Source organism: Klebsiella sp. WP4-W18-ESBL-05, from assembly GCF_014169075.1.
Taxonomy (GTDB): Bacteria; Pseudomonadota; Gammaproteobacteria; order Enterobacterales; family Enterobacteriaceae; genus Kluyvera; species Kluyvera ascorbata_B.
In genome coordinates this window covers 952,017-973,538 of the sequence record NZ_AP022057.1, presented here as the reverse complement: position 1 = coordinate 973,538, position 21,522 = coordinate 952,017, and the positions used below count along the sequence as shown (strand labels likewise).

Below are 21,522 nucleotides of genomic sequence, written 5' to 3'. Positions count from 1 at the left end.
TTAACTCCTTAATGCATAAACGTTATCGGGAGCCGTACCGCCGAGCGCGGAAAGCCGCGTCTCGTTGAGCGGGATATCGTAGGTAATACGCGCGCCGAAGGCGTTCGGCGCCTGTGGGTCAATGCGCACTTTGTCGAACACCAGCAGGCGGGTGCCGAGGTTGAAGCCTTCCGACAGATCGTGCGTCACCATAAAGACGGTCATGCGGGTTTCGCTCCACAGCTGCAACAGCAGCGCGTGCATGTCTTTACGGATCCCCGGGTCAAGCGCGCCAAACGGTTCGTCCAGCAACAGGACGCGCGGTTGCATAATAAATGCCTGGGCGATGGCTAAACGCTGTTGCATACCGCCCGAGAGCTGAGCCGGATATTTATCGAGCGCGTGGCTTAGCCCAACCTTTTCCAGCATTTCGGCGGCCCGCGCGCGCGCCGCGCGTTTTTTGCCGCCAAACAGCCGCCCGCACAGCGGCGATTGCGGCAGCTCCAGGCCAATCGTGACGTTGTCCAGCACGTTCAGGTGCGGGAAAACGGAGTAGCGCTGAAACACCACGCCGCGGCTGCTGTCCGGCTCGGCGTTGAGCAGTTTTCCTTCCAGCGTAATGGAACCGCGGCTTGGCGCTTCCTGGCCGAGCAGCAGGCGCAAGAAGGTGGATTTTCCGCAGCCGGATGCGCCCACCATGGAGCAAAACTCCCCTTCTTTAACCTGCAAATTCAGGCGTTCCAGCACCACGTGGTCGCCGTATTCCTGCCAGATATTATTGATACTGATAAAGCTCATGCCTTCCCTCCTTCCGCCCAGGGAAAACAGGTTTTGTGTAGCTGACGGAGCGCCAGATCCATCAGCCATGCCAGCAGCGTGATCCACAGGACGTAAGGAATAATGACGTCCATCGCCATGTAGCGGCGCACGAGGAAAATGCGGTAGCCCAGCCCGGCGGTTGAGGAGATAGCCTCGGCTGAAATCAGGAACAGCCACGCCGACCCCAGCAGCAGCCGCAGCGAAGTCAGAAGCCGCGACAGCAGCTGCGGCAGCACCACCCGTAGCACCAGCGTCCAGCTATTCGCGCCTAAGGTCTGCGCTTTAATCAGGATCTCCTGCGGAATGTCGCCCGCGCGCTGTTCCAGGTCGCGAGCCAGCATCGGGGTGATGCCAATGACAATCAGCATCATTTTCGACAGTTCATCCAGGCCGAAGACGATAAACAGCACCGGTAAAATCGCCAGCGGCGGGATCATCGACAGCACGGTCATCAGCGGCGACAACGACGCCCGCCACAGCGGGAATACGCCGGACATCACGCCGATGCATAGCCCCACCAGCGACGCAATAGCCAGACCGGTCAGCAAACGGGCCAGGCTGACCAGGGTATCAACCCATAGCAGGTACTCACCGCTGCGTTTATCCGGGGTAAACGCCATCCGCGATATGGCATCCAGCATCTGCTGGAAACCGGGCAGCAGTTTGTCGTGCGGGTTGGCGTCCAGCCGTACCGCCGAACCGAAGAAATAGGCCATCAGCAGCAGGATGAACGGCAACATCACAAGCATCAGACGCATGCCGGGTTTGGGATGACGATTAATGTGTCGCATGGAAACTCCGTCAGTCATCACAGCGTGCCGGCAGCGGCCATTTTCACGAAGCTGTCGTCAAAGCGCAGCTTCACGTTATTGGCATCGCCCCAGCTCACCTTGCCGGGGAAGGTCATACCGATAAAATCCGCGCTCTGGGCGCCCTCGCCCAACAGCCCTTTATCAAATGAGAACGAGGCCACGCGCTGCATGGTTTTCGCCAGCTCCGCCGAGGTGATAAACGCGATGTTGTCCTGCGGGGTGTAGAACAGGTGGGTGGTTTTTAACTGCGCCTGATAACCGGCCAGATCGGTGCCGGAGGCGGCGGCCATCGACGTTAACGCGTGGGTATCCTGCGCCTTCATCAGGCCCATCATCTCGTACCATGCGCCGGTCAGCGCTTTGCCAAGCGCAGGGTTATCCTTCAGGGTTTCGCTATTGACGACCATCATGTCAATAAGCTCGCCGGGGACCTGCGAGGAGCTAAAGACTTCGGTGGTTTTTGGCGTCCCTTTGATAACGGAGAGCTGCGGGTTCCAGGCCACGGCAGCCTGTACGTTTGCCGTGCCGAACGCCGACACGATATCCGCATCGGAGGTGTTCACGACGGTGACATCTTTTTCCGCCAGGCCCGCTTTTTCCAGCCCGCGCACCAGCAGGTAATGGGAAACAGAAAGCTCCGGCAGGTAGACTTTCATCCCTTTCAGATCGTTAAGGGTTTTGCCCTCACCTTTCATCACCACGCCGTCGTTGCCTTCCGAATAGCTGCCGAGGATCAGCGCAGTGGAGTCCACGCCGCCCGCTGCCGGGATCGTCAGCGCGTCCATGTTGGTCATGGTGCAGCCATCAAACTGACCGGCGGTGTACTGGTTAATCGACTCGATATAATCATTAAGCTGGACGACGTTGATTTTAATGCCGTATTTATCCGCCCATTTATCGATGATTTTGCTACTGCTGATGGTGCCCCAGGGCATCCATCCGGCGTAGATGGTCCAGCAGACGTTAAACTCTTTCTTTACGGCAGCAAAAGTGGGAAGACTGACCAGCATCGCCAGCGACAGGACAAGAGCGCGGTATAATGACGTTTTCTTCATGTCTAACCTCTGATAGGCAAAAATTAGGGGCAGCGCGACACCATCAGGTGCTGCTGTCTCCCGGGTTTTTGTCCCGCCGTGTAACCTCTCAGAGGTCGCCAGCTCTTGGACCAGCCGTTCACCGCGGTGAACCGGAACCCTAGCCAGCTATTTTTCAGATTGTGTGTTGCACTGCGAAGTGAGATTTGCAAAGGCTATGCCAGGTTTATTTTTGCTTATTATCAGTGCATTAGGCGTTGGTTCGTGAGCCACATCCCTTTTGTGGTGCGCGAAAAGAAGGCAGTGCTCCACAATGGTGCTGGTGGGGATGGGCGTGGTTTTATCAGCAAGGGGAAAGCATTCAATATGTTTACCGTGGCGTTATCAATATCGCAGCGTTTTCTATCCTTTTCGCTGCGCGCCAGAATAGTGCTGAGTAAACAGCAAATCGAACTGCTGCTTTTTTTTCTGTAGGCAAGGAAACATTTTACTGTAGCTGGTGATAAATTCCGGGGTGATCAGGCTATGCAGATCCTCATTCGCCAGCCACTGGCTGCGGATAAACTGCGCGGGCGTCACGTGCCACTCGGCTTCCGGCTCGCAATATGTATAGCAATGACCACGATGATTAAACTCAAAAAACTCCTGGCCATTATTCAACGAAAAATAGCAGTTCTGCAGGCCGTCAATCGTGAGATTCATAAAGTAAGCATCTTTGATAAAGCGGGCAATATCGTGAGAAATGACGAATACCGCCGTCGGTATGTCATGGCTAAGGAGATCGTTAAAGTCTTTCAGCGTGGTGATTTCAGGAGTCAGTTCATCAGACTCCAGGAATACACAAAACATGGTGGTAACCCTCTGCATACTGCTACCCGGGCGATGAAATCTGGAGAGGCCGTGAGAGCCTCTCCAGCAGAGTGGTTTAGAACTGATATACCGCACCGATACCGACGACGTTATCCGTGCTCAGACCCAGGTTCTTCACGGCCGCGTTGTCTTTATCCAATAGGTTGATTTTATAATCGACGTAGGTGGCCATATTTTTATTGAAGTAGTATGACGCGCCCACTTCCATGTATTTCACGACATCCGCGTTTCCTTTGATGCCCTGGTTGTCGTTGCTCGCTCGCGATTGCAGATAAGCAATGGATGGACGCAGGCCGAAATCGAACTGATACTGAGCAACCAGTTCAATATTTTTGGTTTTGTCGGTAACGAAATCCCCGACCTTTGTCATATTACGGGTTTCGGCGTAAGTCGCGGCCAGGTAGATATTGTTAGCATCGTATTTCAGGCCGCTGGCCCATGCTTCCGCGTTTTCAGCATCGTTATAGGTCAGGCGCTGCTGATCGTCAGTACGCTTAGCGCCGGAATAGGCTGCCGTCGCGCTGACGCCCGCACCAATCTCATACGCCACGGAAGCGCCCCAGCCTTCACCATTCTGCGCGAAGGCATCGTCACGGCCGTTAACGTTTTCACTCCCCCCACCGTTTTTGCCCTGGTACTGAATCGCGAAGTCCAGACCATCCACCAGGCCAAAGAAACCGCTATTACGGTAGGTTGCCAGGCCGTTTGCACGGTTATTCATAAAGTTATCGGTGGTTGAATAAGAGTCCCCACCAAAGACAGGGAGCATATCCGTCCAGGCTTCAACGTCATAGATGACGCCATAGTTACGGCCATAATCAAACATACCGTAATCGCCCGCTTTTAATCCGGCATAGCCCAGACGGGTCGCGGTTTTCGCGCCATCTTCTGTACCGTTACCCTGAATGTTGTATTCCCACTGACCATAGCCGGTCAGCACATCATTAATTTGTGTCTCACCTTTAAAGCCCAGACGAATATACGTTGCATCACCATCGCTTCCCTTTGCATCAGAGAAGGTGCGACGGGCATCAACTTTCCCATATAAATCCAGCTTGTTACCGTCTTTATTATACATTTCGGCTGAATGCGCTGCACCCGCAGCCAGTAATGCTGGAATAATCACTGCAAGAATTTTTTTCATAATGGCTTCATCATTTGTTAGTTATGTTGAAATCAATAGACCGCCTGGCTATTACATGTAGACAGGCGCTCTCAAACACTGCCTGTAAACATTTAAGGAAAAGTTCATAAAACAAAACTAATAACATGTAATAATATGTAAAACACCCTGTCACATCTCTTTTTCTGAGATGCAAAATAAATTCATTCACAATAAAACTACATTTAAAGAAAAACCTCATAATACAAACAGACGATCTCTGCTTTTTTTTGCAAATACATCAAAAAGACTAACCCATTACCATAAAAACTATTAGCCTGCGTGCATTTGTTATGTATAAAAAGAATCATTCCATCAAGTCATTTTCACACCGACAGCAGACTTTGATGCCATAAAAATCAATTATTATAGTCAAATAAATTGATAAACAGCTTATGTTTCAAATTATTATCTTGTGTAATGTTGCTTTGTCGGGATTGAAAGAATTCATCAATCTGCTATCAATAGAATGCCCCCTATAACTATCACCTTCATTGGTTATCGGGAACGGCAGCAACCGCGACTATGATGCCTTTATATTGCCTTAGTTGATTCTTATCGCTCTACAGGAAGCGTATTACTTCCCCCTTTTCCCTGATGCGCAAAGTGGCGCGCGGAGAAGATATTTATGCACCAACTCGGCGCACCATGCGTGGCGGTTAAGCTGAACGCCGGGGAAATATTAAACTAAATGAGATGCCTGACGGCAGACAAATATATTGAATGTAAACAAAAATGATAAAACAGGTAAAGATAAGGAACATTCACCCAACATATAGCACGTTACTTTCGTCAAACATCAACCAGACAAATAAATTGGAATCAATAACAAATAAATTGTTAATCACGACATGCGTGATTAATAAATAAAAGACTAATCACTCCAACATTAATTTTATATAGGTTTTTTATGCCGATAGCCCCTGGTAATAATGAAGTTCAGAGCGTAAAAAGACAGCGCCTCTCGCGCCTGCAAAAAATGCTGCTGGTAGAGACGGTAAAACAGCCGTCAGGAAAACCCCTCACGCGTGATATCGAGCGGGCATTACAGCTAAAGTCATCAATCAGGACATACAGCAGCAATGTCCGTAAGACCTTTCATCTGATGGAAAAAAAGGGCCTGGTGCGGATCTATCGCAGGAACGATCTCCAGCTTATGGTTCTGCTGACGGCGGAAGGCCAGAGTCTGGCGAATCAATTGATTAAAGAGGAAAACCGCACCGATTGTCTGAACGATGTCGCGGGTGAAGAGCATCTCCCGTATCGCAAAACGCCTAAGGATGGCACGAAACTGGTATCGATTTCGTTGCTAGGGCAGGAATACATCACCCGCCAGGCGGCGCTGGTGATCTACGCCCAGGGGAATACCGGTTTGAAACTGTGGCTCGAAGAAAATGAGACCGTGACGATTCATGGCAGCCTGTCGACCACCGTGGAACTGTACAGAATGTGCTATCAGACCGGCCTCCCCGTTCATACGGTTGCGCTCGTCGCGGATGACATGCCAACGACTGCGGCTGAGGAAGCGGGGCGAGCGTAAGCCCTGCATACGGAGTGGCTCATTCCTGGCCCCATTTCTATGCCACACAGGCTGTTGATTGGGGGTAAGGCAGGTTGAACTCGGTTGACAGGAAAATGCCAAAAAGCCGAATTAAATCATGGTGTCGTTGAATTCAGTGGAGAGATAGAGACTTGAGATTGGAGCGGGCGAAGGGAATCGAACCCTCGTATAGAGCTTGGGAAGCTCTCGTTCTACCATTGAACTACGCCCGCAAGGGTGTGCGAGGAGCATTATAAACGTTACTCCTCGTCTGGCAAGCTATCATGTTGCTAAGTGACGATAAAATAACCGCTTAGCACTTCGGCGGGCTGCCCTGTGGCGGCAAATAGCGTAGCGGATCGATAGCCGTCGCCCGGTAGCGAATCTGGAAATGCAGCCGCACCGAGTCCGCATCCGAACTGCCCATCGTGGCAATTTGCTGCCCTATCTTCACGCTCTGACCGTTATTCACCAGCAGCTTATCGTTGTGTGCGTAGGCGGTGATGTAATCCTCGTTATGCTTGATCATCACCAGGTTGCCGTAGCCGCGCAGCTGATTGCCAACGTACACGACCTTCCCGGCTCCGGCAGCATAGACCGGCTGACCGCGGCTGCCGGCGATATCAATACCTTTGTTTCCGCCTTCCGAAGTGGTATAGGTCATCACGACCTTACCGCTAGCAGGCCAGCGCCAGCAGCGTTGCCCCACCGGCGGCCATGAAGACTGGGGCACTGCGGAGGAGGGAACCACTTTCGCCGTTTTGCTGGCGGTCGATTTTTTCGCCGAGGAAGCCGCGCCGCTCACCTTCAGCTTTTGCCCGACTTCAATGGTGTACGGCGGAGAAATACCGTTCATTCGCGCCAAATCTCGCACGCTGGTGCCCGTCATACGCGAAATACGCGACAGCGTATCGCCGCGCTTTACGGTATAAACCGAACCGCTGTAGCTGCCTTCTGACGAGTTTCCGGCGCAGCCGGACAGCGCCAGGCCGATAGCCAGACACATTGACAGTCGTAATGGGGAAGAGATTTGGCTTCCTGCTCGCAAAACGTATCCTCAGGTCATCAACGATCGGGACACCTATGATAGCAGGCTCACGCAGGATGCCAAACCATCAGGAAAGTGAATGATTGCCAAATGGGAAACCTTCCGCCACCAGCTCCATGACCTGTGGGCACCAGTTGGCTGCGGGTATTTTTACCATGGCCGGATAAAAAATCTGCGGCGCAGGGAAGACGTCTACCACGTAGCATTCATGCAGCTTCTCTGCACACACCTCGGACGACGGCAGCAGCGTCGCCGCCGCCAGCCCCGACTCCAGCCAGTCGATAATCACCCCCGGCTGGGTGATGTGCATAATCACCTTCGGGTTCACGCCCGCTTTGCGGAACAGGTCGATCAGCATCTCGTAAGTGCCAGAGTCTTTCGCGCGGTGCAGCAGTACCAACGGCAGCTCGCCCAGTGCATTGTAGTCAAACGGGTTAGCCGGCGCTTGCGGCAGGCATTTTTTGTTGATCACGGCCACCAGCTTCACCGGATCAAACGACACATAGTCGAAGCCTTCGCTGCGATAGGGGCGCTGGATAAATGCCAGATCGATCGCGCCCTCATTAAGCAACATCTCCAGGTGGCTGGAATCGGTGACGGAGATATTCACCTCGATTTCGGGGTAGCGCTGATACAGCGCCAGCAGCAGCGGTTTGAAATAGGACTGAAACAGATGGCTCATCCCAAAACGAAACTGCAGGCGATCTTTCTGAGCGATCTCCATGGTTTCACGGGCCGTATCTTCGACCTGCCGCAGAATCTCACAGGCCTTACGGTAAAGGAAAAAGCCCGCTTCCGTTGGCTCTATGCGGTTGCCGTGGCGCAAAAACAGCGGCGTTTGCAGCTCGTCTTCCAGCTCCTGAATACGTTTGCTCAGCGGCGGCTGAGCCATGTTCAGAACCTTTGCCGCCTGGCTTATTGATCCCTGTTCTACCACCCGACAGAAATAGCGTAACCGTTTTAAATCCATATCGCCCCCGCGCCTGAAATGACTTGCCCTAGTGTACGCACGATGCCGCGCCGGGTGTAGCCACATCTTTTTGATCTACCGAGACCAGGCTAAACGGTATTTGCCCCTTCCCGGTGTAGGGAATAGGGTGATCGCAGCAATTCTTACCGATGATAAACAGGAATACACCGTGAAAAATAACACGACCGTACGCGATCTGCGCTCCGCGCTCGCGCTACTAAAAACGCTGCCTGGTGAATACGTTGAAACCGACACCGAGGTTGATCCACACGCTGAACTGTCCGGCGTTTACCGTTACGTTGGGGCCGGCGGCACCTGCCAGCGCCCGACGCGTAAAAACGGCCCGGTAATGATGTTCAACAAAATTAAGGGATTCGATGATATCAGCGTCGCAATTGGTATCAACGGTTCTCGTAAACGCGTCAGCCACTTCCTGAACTGCCCGCCGGAAAAACTGGGCCACCTGCTGAAAGACTCCGTCCAGAGCCCGATTCCACCGGTGCTGACCACGCAGAAAGCGGTCGCTCAGGAAGTGGTTCACCTGGCCACCGATGCCGATTTCGACCTGCGCAAACTGCTGCCTGCACCGACCAACACCGAAGAAGATGCCGGTCCTTACATCACCATGGGCCTGTGCTACGCGTCCGATCCGGAAACGCACGAATCCGATATTACCATTCACCGCCTGTGCGTACAGAGCCGCGATGAGCTCTCCATGTGGCTGACCCCGGGCCGCCACATTGACGCATTCCGCATGAAGGCCGAAGAACTTGGTCAACCGTTGCCTATTTCAATTAGCATCGGCGTTGATCCGGCAATTGAAATTGCCGCCTGCTTTGAACCACCAACCACGCCGCTGGGTTTTGATGAGCTGAGCATTGCCGGTTCCCTGCGCGGCCAGGCCGTTGAAATGGTGAAATGCCTGACCATCAATGAAAAAGCCATCGCGCATGCCGAAATCATCATTGAAGGTGAGCTGCTGCCTGACGTCCGCGTCCGCGAAGACCAGAACACCAATACCGGCCGCGCGATGCCGGAATTCCCGGGCTATACCGGCGAATCAAAAGATGCGCTGCCGGTGATTAAAGTCAAAGCGGTCACCCATCGCCACAGCCCAATCTGGCGCACTACCGTAGGTCCAGGTGAGGAACACGTCAACATGGCGGGTATCCCAACGGAAGCCAGCATTCTGGATATGGTGGGCCGTGCAATGCCGGGCAAATTGCTGAACGTCTTTGCCCACTCTGCGGGCGGCGGCAAACTGCTGGCGGTGATGCAGTTCAAAAAATTCTCACCGGCTGATGAAGGCCGCCAGCGCCAGGCCGCGCTGCTGGCATTCTCCGCCTTCCCGGAACTGAAACACGTGATTCTGGTGGATGAGGACGTGGATATTTTCGATAGCGACGATGTGCTGTGGGCAATGCAGACCCGCTACCAGGGCGATGTCGATACCATTACTATCCCTGGCGTACGCTGCCACCCGCTGGACCCGTCTCAGGTACCGGAATACAGCCCAAGTATTCTGCAGCAGGGCATGTCCTGCAAAACGATTTTCGACTGCACCGTACCGTTCCACCTGAAACATCACTTTGAACGTTCTAAATTCAAAGAAGTTGACGTGAAACGCTTCCTGCCGGACTTCGAGTAAGAGGAACAGACAATGACACCACGCATCATCATCGGCATTAGCGGCGCTTCCGGTTTTCAGTATGGCGTGAAGGCGCTGGAACTGCTTCAGCCCCTTCCGCTGGAGGTTCATCTGGTCGTCTCTAAAGGCGCGGAAAAAACCTGCGAGCTGGAAACGGACTACCGTCTGGACGAGGTGATGGCGATGGCTGACGTCGTGCACCCAATTGGCAATCTGGGGGCGGCTATCTCCAGCGGCTCCTTCAAAACGCTGGGCATGCTGGTCGCGCCCTGCTCCATGCGCACACTGGGCGCGATAGCGCATTGTCTGACCGATAACCTGCTGACACGCGCGGCCGACGTGGTGCTCAAAGAGCGCCGCCGTCTGGTACTGCTGGCACGTGAAACACCGTTAAACCTCGGCCATATTCGCAATATGGCCGCCGTGACGGAAATGGGCGGGATTATCTTCCCGCCGGTTCCGGCTCTCTATCAACGTCCGCAAACTGCGGACGACATTATTACGCATAGCGTCAACCGCGCGCTCGACCTGTTCGACATCGACGTGGATAACATCCCGCGCTGGGGCGAAGGTTCGCTGCGCCACGACGGCTAGAGCGACAAAGGAAATCCTCACCATGTTAATCGGTCCTTATGTAAACGGGTCCGCCGTGATTATCGGCGGGCTGATTGGTGCCCTTGCCGGCGGTAAGCTACCGGATCGGGTCAAAACGGCGCTGCCGATGACCTTCGGTCTGTGCTCCGTAGGCCTGGGTATTACGCTGGTACTGAAAGTGAAATACATGCCGGCGGTTGTGCTGGCCATGATCGTCGGCGCCCTCCTGGGCGAACTGATGCATCTGGAGAGCGGCATTGGTAAAGCCGCGGGGTCAACCCGAGGGCTTATCAATAAAGTCTTTCCCCCGGTTCAGGGCCTCAGCCATGAAGAGTTCACTGAGAAATTCGTCGCGATTCTGGTGCTGTTCTGCGCCAGCGGCACCGGCGTATTCGGGGCGATGACGGAGGGGATGAGCGGCGATCCGTCGATTCTGTACATCAAGACCATTCTCGATCTATTCACCGCCGGGATTTTTGCCACCCTGCTCGGCTTTGCGGTCATCACCATTGCGATTCCGCAGTTGATTATCCAGCTGGCGCTGGCGATGCTGGCGGTGTTCCTGATGCCAATGATTACGCCGTCGATGATGGCCGATTTTTCCTGCGCAGGCGGGCTGCTGATGGTTGCAACGGGGCTGCGTATTTGTAACATCAAGCTCTTCCCGGTTGCCAACATGTTACCAGGGCTTGTTTTGGTAATGCCTTTTTCCCATTTATGGGCTACGCTGGTTGCCTGAGTATATGACCCGGTGGGTTTATGCCGGGTCATCTTTTATTTTCAGGAGTTGTCATGGCAGGCGAACACGTCATTTTGCTCGATGAGCACGATAAACCTTCCGGTATTCTGGAGAAGTACGCCGCTCACACCCTTTCCACTCCGCTGCACCTTGCCTTCTCCTGCTGGTTATTCAACGAACGCGGCCAACTGCTGGTCACCCGCCGCTCTTTAAGCAAAGTCGCCTGGCCCGGCGTATGGACCAACTCGGTATGTGGCCATCCGCAGCAGGGCGAGACCTTTGAGCAGGCGATTATTCGCCGCTGCCGCTTTGAGGTGGGCGTTGACATTGCCGATATCACTGCTGTTGCTACCGAGTTTCGCTATCGCGCCGTCGCACCCAATGGCATCGTGGAAAACGAGGTGTGTCCGGTGTTCGCGGCGCGCGTCACCAGCCCCGTTCAGGCAAACCATGACGAAGTTATCGAATATCAGTGGGGCGAACTCGACGCTATTTTTGAAGCGCTGAAGCTGACGCCATGGGCCTTTAGCCCATGGATGGTGATGGAAGCGGCCGATGACAACGCGCGTCAGGCGCTTATTGCCTTCGCAGGCCGCTGAGTCGTTTCACAACCGTAGGCCGGACAACGCCATCCGGAAATCTGAGATAGTTCGCCTGATGGCGGCTTTGCCTTATCAGGCCTACGCAATACCGTTCATTTCGTTTCGCGCAGACATAAAAAAACCCGGCCAGGCCGGGTTTTTGCTTTTCGCTATTGCGATTATTTCACCGGACGCATCGCCGGGAACAGGATAACGTCACGGATGGTGTGGCTGTTAGTAAACAGCATGACCATACGGTCGATACCAATACCTAAGCCCGCGGTCGGCGGCAGACCATGTTCCAACGCGGTAACGTAGTCTTCGTCGTAGAACATCGCTTCGTCATCGCCCGCTTCTTTGGCGTTAACCTGATCCTGGAAACGCTGCGCCTGGTCTTCAGCATCGTTCAGCTCGCTGAAACCGTTACCGATTTCGCGGCCGCCGATAAAGAATTCAAAGCGGTCGGTGATTTCCGGGTTCACGTCGTTACGGCGCGCCAGCGGAGAAACCTCTGCCGGATACTCGGTGATGAAGGTCGGCTGAATCAGATGCGCTTCTGCCACTTCTTCGAAGATCTCGGTCACGATGCGGCCCAGACCCCAGCTCTTCTCAACGTGAACGCCGATGCTTTCAGCAATCGCCTTCGCAGAGTCGAAGTTATCAAGGTCAGCCATGTCAGTTTCCGGACGGTATTTCTTGATCGCTTCGCGCATGGTCAGTTTTTCAAACGGCTTGCCGAAGTCGAAGGTCTGATCGCCGTAAGGCACTTCAGTGTGGCCCAGAATATCCTGCGCCAGGGTGCGGAACAGCGATTCGGTCAGTTCGATCAGATCTTTGTAGTCCGCATACGCCATGTAGAGTTCCATCATAGTGAACTCAGGGTTATGACGAACGGAGATACCTTCGTTACGGAAGTTACGGTTGATTTCGAACACGCGTTCGAAGCCGCCAACCACCAGACGTTTCAGATACAGTTCCGGCGCAATACGCAGGTACATATCCAGATCCAGCGCATTGTGGTGGGTGATGAACGGACGGGCTGATGCGCCGCCAGGGATCACCTGCATCATTGGGGTTTCAACTTCCATAAAGCCGCGGCCAACCATGAACTGGCGAATACCGGCCAGGATACGGGAACGGACTTTAAAGGTATGGCGGGATTCATCGTTAGAGATGAGATCCAGGTAACGCTGACGATAGCGCGCTTCCTGATCCTGCAGACCGTGGAATTTGTCCGGCAGCGGGCGCAGCGCTTTGGTCAGCAGACGCAGCTCGGTGCAGTGAATAGACAGCTCGCCGGTTTTGGTTTTGAACAGCTTACCTTTAGCGCCCAGAATGTCGCCAAGGTCCCATTTTTTAAACTGTTCGTTGTACACGCCTTCCGGCAGATCGTCACGCGCAACGTACAGCTGAATGCGACCGCCGACGTCTTGCAGCGTAACAAAGGAGGCTTTACCCATAATACGGCGAGTCATCATACGACCCGCAACGGAGACTTCGATATTCAGCGCTTCGAGCTCTTCGCCTTCCTTACCATCGAATTCAGCGTGCAGTTGGTCAGAGGTACGGTCGCGACGGAAATCGTTCGGGAACGGGATGCCCTGCTGACGCAGTGCAGCCAGCTTCTCGCGGCGTGCCTTCATTTCGTTGTTAAGATCGACTACCTCGTCAGCGCCTTGTGCGTTTTGTTCAGACATGTTGGTTCCTCATAACCCTGCTTTCAAACTTGCTTCGATAAATTGATCCAGACTTCCGTCCAGTACCGCCTGCGTATTGCGGGTTTCAACCCCGGTGCGCAGGTCTTTAATGCGGGAATCGTCCAGGACATAAGAACGAATCTGGCTACCCCAGCCGATATCAGATTTGGTGTCTTCCATCGCCTGTTTTTCTGCGTTCTTTTTCTGCATTTCCAGTTCATAAAGCTTTGCTTTCATCTGCTTCATGGCCTGGTCTTTGTTTTTATGCTGGGAACGGTCGTTCTGGCACTGCGTCACAATCCCGGTCGGGATGTGGGTAATACGCACCGCAGATTCAGTACGGTTAACGTGCTGACCGCCCGCGCCGGAGGCACGGTAAACGTCGATACGCAGATCCGCCGGGTTGATGTCGATATCGATATCGTCATCCACTTCCGGGTAAACAAACGCGGAGCTAAAGGAGGTGTGGCGACGGCCGCCGGAATCGAACGGGCTCTTACGCACCAGACGGTGAACGCCGGTTTCGGTACGCAGCCAGCCGTAGGCGTAATCGCCGGAGATTTTAATGGTCACGGATTTAATCCCGGCCACTTCACCTTCGGACTCTTCGATAATTTCAGTTTTAAAGCCGCGCGCTTCTGCCCAACGCAGATACATGCGCTCAAGCATGCTTGCCCAGTCCTGCGCTTCAGTACCGCCGGAACCGGCCTGGATATCAAGGTAGCAATCGGCGTTGTCGTACTCGCCGGAGAACATACGACGGAATTCCAGCTGCGCCAGCTTATCTTCCAGCGTATCCAGCTCGGCAACGGCTTCGTTGAAGGTCTCTTCGTCGTCGGCTTCTACAGCCAGTTCCAGCAGGCCGGAAACGTCTTCCAGACCCTGCGTCATTTGATCGAGGGTATCGACAATCGCTTCAAGGGAGGAACGCTCTTTACCCAGCGCCTGCGCGCGTTCGGGTTCGTTCCAGACATCCGGCTGTTCCAGCTCGGCGTTTACTTCTTCCAGACGCTCTTTCTTAGCATCATAGTCAAAGATACCCCCTAAGAACGTTGGCACGCTCCGTGAGGTCCTGAATGCGATTATTTACCGGGTTTATTTCAAACATGGTCTATTTTCTTTTAATGGACGAGAAAAATGCGGTTATAAGAGCGGAATCTTAGCGGATTCCGGCCCTTAATTACAGTATAAGAGATGCTAAATTGGCCACAGATGTTCGATGATCAGCTGTAAGCTGCGGTTGCCACGAAACTCGTTGATGTCCAGCCTGTAGGCCAGCGTCACTTCGCGCACGCCGTTATCCGGCCAGGCGGCGGTGTCAACGTTAAAAGCAATACCGTCCAACAGCGGGCCGCCGCCGACCGGTTCAACCATTACCTTCAGGTGACGTTCACCCACCAGCCGCTGTTGCAGCAGGCGGAAACGGCCGTCAAACAGCGGTTCCGGGAACATTTGCCCCCATGGCCCAGCTTCGCGCAGCGCCTGCGCCGTCTCCAGCGTCATCTCTTGCGGGCTGAGTTCTCCGTCAGAAAGAATCTCGCCTTGCAGCAGCGCCGGATCCAGCCATTCGGTTACCAGCTCGCCAAAGCAGCGCTGAAACTCTTCAAATCGCGCTTCTTCCAGCGAGAGCCCGGCCGCCATCGCGTGACCGCCAAACTTCAGCATCAGCCCCGGGTATAGCGTATCCAGACGCTCCAGCGCATCGCGCATGTGCAGCCCCTGAATGGAACGCCCGGAGCCCTTAAGCTGGCCGTTGCCAGCCGGTGCAAAGGCGATCACCGGGCGGTGGAAACGTTCTTTAATGCGCGAGGCCAGAATACCCACAACCCCCTGATGCCACTCGGGATGATACATCGCCAGCCCGCCCGGCAACTCGGCGCGGCTGCGCTCAAGCTGCTCGCACAGGGTCAGCGCTTCCGCCTGCATCCCCTGTTCAATCTCTTTACGAGTCTGGTTTAAGGCGTCCAGTTCGTTCGCCAGTACGCGCGCTTCACCGAGGTTATCGCACAGCAGCAGCGCGACCCCAACCGACATATCGTCGAGGCGCCCGGCGGCGTTCAAACGCGGCCCAAGCGCAAAGCCCAGATCGCTGGCCACCAGCTTGGCCGCGTCGCGGTTGGCTATCTCCAGCAGCGCCTTAATGCCCGGGCGACACACGCCCGCCCGAATGCGGCTCAGGCCCTGCCAGGTCAGAATACGGTTATTGACGTCCAGTGGCACCACGTCGGCCACGGTGCCCAGCGCCACCAGATCGAGAAACTCAACGATTTTCGGTACAGCAATACCGCGAGACTCAAACCACCCTTTCTCTTTCAGATGGTTGCACAGCACCAGCATCAGATAAAAAGCAACGCCTACGCCCGCCAGCGATTTAGACGGGAACGGGCAGTCCACCAGATTTGGGTTAACCATCGCATCGGCGTTGGGTAATGTTTCACCCGGCAGGTGATGATCGGTAACCAGCACGGAGATCCCCAGCTCATGGGCACGATCGACCCCCGCATGGGAAGAGATCCCGTTATCGACCGTCATGATCATTTGCGCGCCGCGCGCGTGGGCCTGATCGACCACTTCCGGGCTCAGACCGTAGCCGTCTTCAAAACGGTTCGGCACCAGATACTCGACGGCGCGACATCCCATGGCGCGCAGCGACAGCACGCTCAGCGCGGTGCTGGTGGCGCCATCGGCATCGAAGTCGCCCACGACCATAATGCGCAGGTTGTTCTCAAACGCATCATGCAGCATTTCGACGGCCTTCTCGACGCCGGTGAGCGTACGCCAGTGCAGCATACCCTTCAGCCCGCGTTCGAGTTCGTCCGGCGATTTTACGCCACGGCTGGCGTACAGCCGACGCAGCAGCGGCGAAAGCGCGTCGGGCAACGTGATGGCATCATCCACCACCCGACGGCGAAGTTGAGTCTGTTTTTTCACGCGAATTATTTACCGCTGGTCTGTTTCTGATGTTCGTCGAGGAACGCTTTCATCTCTTTCGGACCCTGATAGCCCGGCACCATGAAGCCATCGCTCAGCACGATTGCCGGGGTACCGGTTACGCCAAACTGCACGCCCAGCGCATAGTGGTTGGCGAGGTCGATATCACAGCTTGCCGCCTGGACGCCTTTGCCGTTCATCGCGTCATCGAACGCTTTATTCCGGTCTTTGGCGCACCAGATAGATTTCATGTCCTGCTCGGCCTGGCTTTGCACACCCTGGCGCGGGAAGGCCAGATAGCGCACGGTGATCCCCAGCGCATTGTAGTCTTTCATCTCTTCATGCAGCTTGTGACAGTAGCCGCAGGTGATGTCGGTAAAGACCGTAATGACATGTTTTTGCTGCGGCGCTTTGTACACAATCATCTCTTTTTCCAGCGCCTTCAGGTGAGTCATCAGCAGGGCATTGGTCACGTTAACCGGCTGGGCGCCGCTGACGTCGTACATCGGCCCCTGGATAATATGTTTGCCGTCATCGGTGACGTACAGCACGCCACTGTTGGTCAGCACGGTTTTCATTCCTGCCACCGGCGCAGGCTGAATGTCGGTGCTCTGCACGCCAAGCTTCGCCAGCGACTGCTTGATAGCGGCATCGTCAGCGTGCGCCAGACCGGAGAACGCCGCGGCCAGCAGGGTAAACATCATTAAACCTTTTTTCATATCCAATCCTTTTAAATCAGCATCATGCACGCGGATGGTGCTGTTGATGAAGTTGACGCAGCCGCTCGGTGGCGACGTGCGTATAAATTTGAGTGGTCGATAAATCGCTGTGCCCTAATAGCATTTGCACCACGCGCAGGTCCGCGCCGTGGTTGAGCAGATGCGTGGCAAATGCATGGCGTAACACGTGCGGCGAGAGCTTTTCGCTGTCGATTCCCGCCAGTTGAGCATAGTGCTTAATACGGTGCCAGAACGTCTGTCGGGTCATCTGCTGGGCCCGCTGGCTGGGAAACAACACGTCAATCGCCACGCCGTTCAGCAGCCACGGGCGGCCATGCTCCAGCCATTGTTCAACCCAGTAAATCGCCTCTTCGCCCAGCGGTACCAGCCGTTCTTTATTGCCCTTACCAATAACCCGCACCACGCCCTGACGTAGGCTGATATCGCTCATCGTCAGGCCTACCAGCTCCGACACGCGTAGCCCGGTGGCATACAGTACCTCAAGCATAGCTTTATCGCGCAGCTCCAGCGGCTGATCGACCAGCGGTGCCTGTAGCAGGCGCTCGACCTGTGCTTCGCTCAGATCTTTTGGCAGCCGCTGGGGTAGCTTGGGCGAGGCCAGCAGCGCGCTGGGGTCGTCCGGGCGAATTTTCTCACGGTAGAGATGCTGGAAGAAACGACGCATCGCGCTTAGCAAACGCGCTGAACTGGTCGCTTTGTAGCCGCCCTGCTGCCGCTCGGCGAGAAGGTTTTGCAGATCGTCGCTTTGTGCATTCTCCAGCGTCAGGCTGCGGTGCGCTAGCCATTCTACAACCATCGTCAGATCACGACGGTAGGCGCTAAGGGTGTTTTCCGCCAGATTTCGCTCCAGCCACAGCGCATCGAGAAACTGTTCGATTCGTGCAAGATCCTTATCCACTTCGAGCCCTCTGCGTGTTAAATCAGCACCATTATGCCTGAAACAAGCCCCTTTCTGGTACACTGACGGCATCGTCATCGCAAGAATCGAGAGCAGTACGTCATGAATATCGGTCTTTTTTATGGTTCCAGCACCTGCTACACCGAGATGGCCGCGGAAAAAATTCGCGACATTATCGGCCCGGAACTGATCACATTACACAATTTGAAAGATGACTCTCCGGCCTTAATGGAGCAGTACGACGTGCTCATTTTAGGCATCCCAACGTGGGATTTCGGTGAGATTCAGGAAGACTGGGAAGCGGTCTGGGAGCAGCTTGATACGCTGAATCTGACAGGCAAAATCGTCGCGCTTTACGGCATGGGCGACCAGCTTGGCTACGGCGAGTGGTTCCTCGATGCGCTGGGCATGCTGCACGACAAGCTGGCCACGAAAGGAGTGAAGTTCGTGGGCTACTGGCCGACCGAAGGCTATGAGTTTACCAGCCCGAAACCGATTATCGCCGACGGCCAGCTGTTCGTAGGCCTCGCGCTGGACGAAACGAACCAGTACGATCTTAGCGACGAACGCATTCAAAGCTGGTGCGAGCAGATACTCGGCGAAATGGCCGAGCAGTTCTCCTGAAGCTAGTCTTTGGTGGCCGCGGGCTGCTGCATAAGTATCCGCCGCAGGTCGCGCCACTCTTCCGGATTCATGCTGTCCGCCGCGAGCCATAAATGCTGACGCCGCCCGCCAGGACGGCGAATCCGCAGCATCATGCCGGAATTCAGCATCCACGGAGCCCCCTGAATATCCCACTCCTGATTACGCCAGCGCAGCCGGGAATCCATCAGTAGCTTAATTTCCCCCTGGTGGGAATGAATGCGCCGCTGGCTGCGAACGCAGTCAAACACCACCAGCGACAGCAAAATAAGCCACAGAGGGGTATAGCTCAACGGCCAGGGCATCAGCAGCACAAAAGCCGCCACCAGGCCGTGGAGCAATAAAGAGAGCCACTGTGAGCGCCAGGAGACGCGTAAATCAGATTGCCACAGGACCACGTTCCCGATTCCGTGTCTGAATAAGTTGCACCATGCGCTGGAGGTTAGCGTCAGCCGGTTTGCCGTGATTCATCAGCCAGTTGAAGAGGTCAGGATCGTCGCATTCCAGCAGACGAATAAAGAGTGCTTTATCTTCGTCGCTCAGCGTGTCGTACTCGTGCTCAAAGAACGGCATGATGGAGATATCGAGTTCGCGCATACCGCGGCGGCATGCCCAGTGGATACGGGCTTTATTATTGATGTCCATAATTTCCTTCCAGCATTACGTTGAGTCTAGTTTAACGTGTTTTTTGCAGTTACTTTACTGGAATCTCACGTTCCGCGCGCCATATTCATAAAAAAACCATGATAAATGAAAGGGATTCATATTATTACGAGCGGCTTCGCAGAACGCGCGGACGGCACAAAACGGCCATTAAAAGCGCTTGCAATGGCGGGCATCTCTTTTACCATGAGGCAATAAGCGCGTTACTCAATTCAGGATATCAATATGGCTTTTACTCCTTTTCCTCCGCGTCAGCCTGCCGCCTCCGCGCGTTTACCGCTGACGTTAATGACGCTTGATGATTGGGCGCTGGCGACCATTTCCGGCACCGACAGCGAAAAGTACCTGCAAGGCCAGGTGACGGCGGACGTCGCGCAAATGGATGCGTATCAGCACCTGCTGGTCGCCCACTGCGACGCCAAAGGTAAAATGTGGAGCAACCTGCGCCTGTTCCATTATCAGGACGGTTTTGCCTGGATTGAGCGCCGCAGCGTACGTGAAGCGCAGCTGACTCAGCTGAAGAAATACGCCGTTTTCTCGAAGGTGACCATCGCCGCCGCTGACGATCGGGTGCTGCTGGGCGTCGCCGGTTTCCAGGCGCGCGCCGCGCTGGCCAATCTTTTTGCCGAACTGCCGAGCGCCGAAAAGCCGTGTCTCCAGCAAAATGAAACTGCCCTGCTGTGGTTTGATCACCCGCAGGAACGTTTCCTTCTGGTCACCGATGCCGCCACCGCTGAGCGCGTAACCGATGCCCTGCGCGGCGAAGCTCAGCTCAATAACAGCCAGCAGTGGCTGGCGCTGGACATCGAAGCTGGTCTGCCGGTTATTGATGAAGCCAACAGCGCGCAGTTTATTCCGCAGGCCACTAACCTGCAGGCGCTGGGCGGCATCAGCTTTAAGAAAGGCTGTTATACCGGGCAGGAAATGGTCGCTCGTGCGAAATTCCGCGGTGCCAATAAGCGCGCGCTGTGGACGCTAACAGGAAAAGCCAGCCGCGTACCGCAGGCCGGTGAAGATTTAGAAATGCAGATGGGCGACAACTGGCGTCGTACCGGTACCGTGTTGGCCGCCGCACAGCTTGAAGACGGCCAGTTGCTGGTGCAGGTAGTGATGAATAACGATATGGAAGCCGATAGCGTGTTCCGCGTGCGCGACGATGCGTTTACGCTGAGCATCAAACCGCTGCCGTATTCGTTAGACGAAGAGTAACACAGGAATATGTCATAGGCCTGATAAGCATAGCGCCATCAGGCCATTCGGCGCAGGCCGCCGGATGGCGGCGTTGCCTTATCCGGCCTACACGACCCCGCGCGTCCGGATATCCCGTAGGCCTGATAAGCGCAGCGCCATCAGGCAATTCGGCGCACATTGCCTATGCGTGTTGCCCCACATACAAATAAATCGCCAGGAAATGGCAGGCACTACCGCCCAGCACAAACGCGTGCCAGATGGCGTGGTTGTATGGAATGCGTTTGCAGACGTAGAAAATCACGCCCAGCGAGTACACCACCCCGCCTACCGCCAGCAGCGTGACGCCGCCAATCGCCAGCTTCACCGCCAACTGATACACCACAATCAGCGACAGCCAGCCCATCGTCAGGTAGGTCACCAAAGACAGCACCTTAAAGCGGTGCGCAATGGTCAGCTTAAACAGGATCCCCAGCAGCGCCAGGCTCCAGATAACAATCATCAAACCTCGCGCCAGCGGCGAGTCCAGGCCCACCAACAGGAACGGCGTATAGGTACCGGCAATCAGCAGATAAATGGCGCAGTGGTCAAATTTTTTGAGCCAGACTTTCGCCCGCTGCGAAGGAATGGCGTGATACAAGGTTGACGCCAGAAATAGCAGAATCATACTGCCGCCATACAGGCTATAGCTGGTTATCGCCGTGGCGCTGGCGTTGGCGTCAACCGCCTGAACCAACAGCAAAACCAGCCCGACGATCCCCAGGACCAGGCCGACACCATGACTAATGCTATTAGCAACTTCCTCAGCCAGAGAGTAACCCTGCTGAATAAGTGGTTTCTTATCCATTACGCGCTCCGGGCGAACGACAAATCAAGCAACGGCACTAGCGTAACTGAGAATAGTTCCAGTGAACACCTGTAAGCTAAAATAAAAAGATGATTTTTTGTAAATCCAATATAATCAATA

At 54.8% G+C, this 21,522-nt stretch carries 22 protein-coding genes, 1 tRNA gene and 1 riboswitch; of the genes, 7 read left to right on the top strand and 16 right to left on the bottom strand.

Going from position 1 to position 21,522, the window contains the following annotated elements:
• The 5 genes from H7R58_RS04675 to ompC form a co-directional block, all read right to left on the bottom strand.
• Positions 1–777: an ABC transporter ATP-binding protein gene (locus H7R58_RS04675; protein WP_182930065.1), complete on the bottom strand. Its 777-nt coding sequence runs from the start codon at positions 775–777 to the stop codon at positions 1–3.
• Positions 774–1,589 (bottom strand): ABC transporter permease, encoded by an 816-nt coding sequence (locus H7R58_RS04670; RefSeq protein WP_182930064.1) that lies wholly within the window; start codon positions 1,587–1,589, stop codon positions 774–776. Before H7R58_RS04670 ends, H7R58_RS04675 begins: the two co-directional genes overlap by 4 nt.
• Before the next feature lie 17 nt (positions 1,590–1,606).
• Positions 1,607–2,665 carry a putative urea ABC transporter substrate-binding protein gene (locus tag H7R58_RS04665; RefSeq protein ID WP_182930063.1) on the bottom strand — a complete coding sequence of 353 codons (1,059 nt, stop codon included), beginning with the start codon at positions 2,663–2,665 and terminating at the stop codon, positions 1,607–1,609.
• 55 nt (positions 2,666–2,720) lie between these two features.
• A riboswitch (guanidine-I (ykkC/yxkD leader) is annotated at positions 2,721–2,819 on the bottom strand.
• Between the two features lie 227 nt (positions 2,820–3,046).
• The gene (locus H7R58_RS04660; RefSeq protein WP_182930062.1) at positions 3,047–3,493 is read right to left on the bottom strand and encodes a hypothetical protein; all 447 of its coding nucleotides are present in this window, start codon (positions 3,491–3,493) and stop codon (positions 3,047–3,049) included.
• Positions 3,494–3,569: 76 nt separating this feature from the next.
• On the bottom strand, positions 3,570–4,661 hold the full coding sequence (gene ompC / locus H7R58_RS04655; RefSeq protein ID WP_182930588.1) for a porin OmpC: 1,092 nt from the start codon (positions 4,659–4,661) through the stop codon (positions 3,570–3,572).
• 994 nt (positions 4,662–5,655) lie between these two features.
• On the opposite strand from ompC, the gene H7R58_RS04650 reads away from it, so the two are divergent.
• Complete coding sequence (locus tag H7R58_RS04650) at positions 5,656–6,216, top strand: hypothetical protein (RefSeq protein ID WP_146145705.1); 561 nt, start codon at positions 5,656–5,658, stop codon at positions 6,214–6,216.
• A gap of 159 nt (positions 6,217–6,375) precedes the next feature.
• On the opposite strand, the gene H7R58_RS04645 is transcribed toward H7R58_RS04650, so the two are convergent.
• From H7R58_RS04645 to H7R58_RS04635, 3 genes are all read right to left on the bottom strand, one after another.
• Positions 6,376–6,449 (bottom strand) — tRNA-Gly (locus tag H7R58_RS04645).
• Positions 6,450–6,529: 80 nt separating this feature from the next.
• Positions 6,530–7,222 carry an amidase activator ActS gene (gene actS / locus H7R58_RS04640; RefSeq protein ID WP_106925806.1) on the bottom strand — a complete coding sequence of 231 codons (693 nt, stop codon included), beginning with the start codon at positions 7,220–7,222 and terminating at the stop codon, positions 6,530–6,532.
• Between the two features lie 109 nt (positions 7,223–7,331).
• Entirely contained in the window at positions 7,332–8,234 is a 903-nt protein-coding gene (locus tag H7R58_RS04635; RefSeq protein WP_106925804.1) for a LysR family transcriptional regulator, read from the bottom strand.
• A gap of 169 nt (positions 8,235–8,403) precedes the next feature.
• Between H7R58_RS04635 and H7R58_RS04630 the strand changes: the two genes are divergently transcribed.
• From H7R58_RS04630 to idi, 4 genes are read left to right on the top strand one after another with little or no spacing between them, the layout of a single operon-like run.
• Positions 8,404–9,882, top strand: a complete 1,479-nt coding sequence (locus tag H7R58_RS04630; protein WP_106926109.1) for a UbiD family decarboxylase — start codon at positions 8,404–8,406, stop codon at positions 9,880–9,882.
• A gap of 12 nt (positions 9,883–9,894) precedes the next feature.
• A complete protein-coding gene (locus H7R58_RS04625; RefSeq protein WP_106925802.1) occupies positions 9,895–10,476 on the top strand; it encodes a UbiX family flavin prenyltransferase in 582 nt (193 codons plus the stop codon).
• 22 nt (positions 10,477–10,498) lie between these two features.
• A complete protein-coding gene (locus tag H7R58_RS04620) occupies positions 10,499–11,215 on the top strand; it encodes a DUF554 domain-containing protein (RefSeq protein WP_106925800.1) in 717 nt (238 codons plus the stop codon).
• A 53-nt stretch (positions 11,216–11,268) separates the two neighbouring features.
• Positions 11,269–11,814 (top strand): isopentenyl-diphosphate Delta-isomerase, encoded by a 546-nt coding sequence (idi, locus tag H7R58_RS04615; protein WP_106925798.1) that lies wholly within the window; start codon positions 11,269–11,271, stop codon positions 11,812–11,814.
• Positions 11,815–11,975: 161 nt separating this feature from the next.
• On the opposite strand, the gene lysS is transcribed toward idi, so the two are convergent.
• The 5 genes from lysS to xerD all read right to left on the bottom strand — a co-directional run bounded on the left by lysS (position 11,976) and on the right by xerD (position 18,062).
• The gene (lysS, locus tag H7R58_RS04610; protein ID WP_182930058.1) at positions 11,976–13,493 is read right to left on the bottom strand and encodes a lysine--tRNA ligase; all 1,518 of its coding nucleotides are present in this window, start codon (positions 13,491–13,493) and stop codon (positions 11,976–11,978) included.
• Positions 13,494–13,502: 9 nt separating this feature from the next.
• Positions 13,503–14,601, bottom strand: a protein-coding gene (gene prfB, locus H7R58_RS04605) for a peptide chain release factor 2 (RefSeq protein WP_106925794.1) whose coding sequence is annotated in 2 segments (ribosomal slippage) — positions 13,503–14,525 and positions 14,527–14,601 — 1,098 coding nt in all. Because the reading frame shifts where the segments join, the coding sequence is not laid out codon by codon here.
• Positions 14,602–14,690: 89 nt separating this feature from the next.
• Entirely contained in the window at positions 14,691–16,424 is a 1,734-nt protein-coding gene (gene recJ / locus H7R58_RS04600; protein ID WP_106925792.1) for a single-stranded-DNA-specific exonuclease RecJ, read from the bottom strand.
• A gap of 5 nt (positions 16,425–16,429) precedes the next feature.
• On the bottom strand, positions 16,430–17,143 hold the full coding sequence (dsbC, locus tag H7R58_RS04595) for a bifunctional protein-disulfide isomerase/oxidoreductase DsbC (RefSeq protein ID WP_106925789.1): 714 nt from the start codon (positions 17,141–17,143) through the stop codon (positions 16,430–16,432).
• A 22-nt stretch (positions 17,144–17,165) separates the two neighbouring features.
• The gene (gene xerD / locus H7R58_RS04590; RefSeq protein ID WP_106925787.1) at positions 17,166–18,062 is read right to left on the bottom strand and encodes a site-specific tyrosine recombinase XerD; all 897 of its coding nucleotides are present in this window, start codon (positions 18,060–18,062) and stop codon (positions 17,166–17,168) included.
• A 102-nt stretch (positions 18,063–18,164) separates the two neighbouring features.
• Here xerD and fldB point away from each other — a divergent pair, with 102 nt between their 5' ends.
• Positions 18,165–18,686 (top strand): flavodoxin FldB, encoded by a 522-nt coding sequence (gene fldB, locus H7R58_RS04585; RefSeq protein WP_182930057.1) that lies wholly within the window; start codon positions 18,165–18,167, stop codon positions 18,684–18,686.
• Between the two features lie 2 nt (positions 18,687–18,688).
• Here the strand turns inward: fldB and H7R58_RS04580 are convergent, their stop codons facing one another.
• Positions 18,689–19,102 carry a protein YgfX gene (locus H7R58_RS04580; protein WP_106925783.1) on the bottom strand — a complete coding sequence of 138 codons (414 nt, stop codon included), beginning with the start codon at positions 19,100–19,102 and terminating at the stop codon, positions 18,689–18,691.
• Entirely contained in the window at positions 19,083–19,349 is a 267-nt protein-coding gene (gene sdhE / locus H7R58_RS04575; protein ID WP_106925781.1) for an FAD assembly factor SdhE, read from the bottom strand. The genes H7R58_RS04580 and sdhE overlap by 20 nt, the downstream gene beginning before the upstream one ends.
• A 243-nt stretch (positions 19,350–19,592) precedes the next feature.
• On the opposite strand from sdhE, the gene ygfZ reads away from it, so the two are divergent.
• Positions 19,593–20,576 (top strand): tRNA-modifying protein YgfZ, encoded by a 984-nt coding sequence (gene ygfZ / locus H7R58_RS04570; RefSeq protein ID WP_182930056.1) that lies wholly within the window; start codon positions 19,593–19,595, stop codon positions 20,574–20,576.
• 163 nt (positions 20,577–20,739) lie between these two features.
• Here ygfZ and trhA read toward each other — a convergent pair whose 3' ends face one another.
• A complete protein-coding gene (gene trhA, locus H7R58_RS04565) occupies positions 20,740–21,402 on the bottom strand; it encodes a PAQR family membrane homeostasis protein TrhA (RefSeq protein ID WP_106925777.1) in 663 nt (220 codons plus the stop codon).
• Between the last annotated feature and the right edge of the window lie 120 nt (positions 21,403–21,522).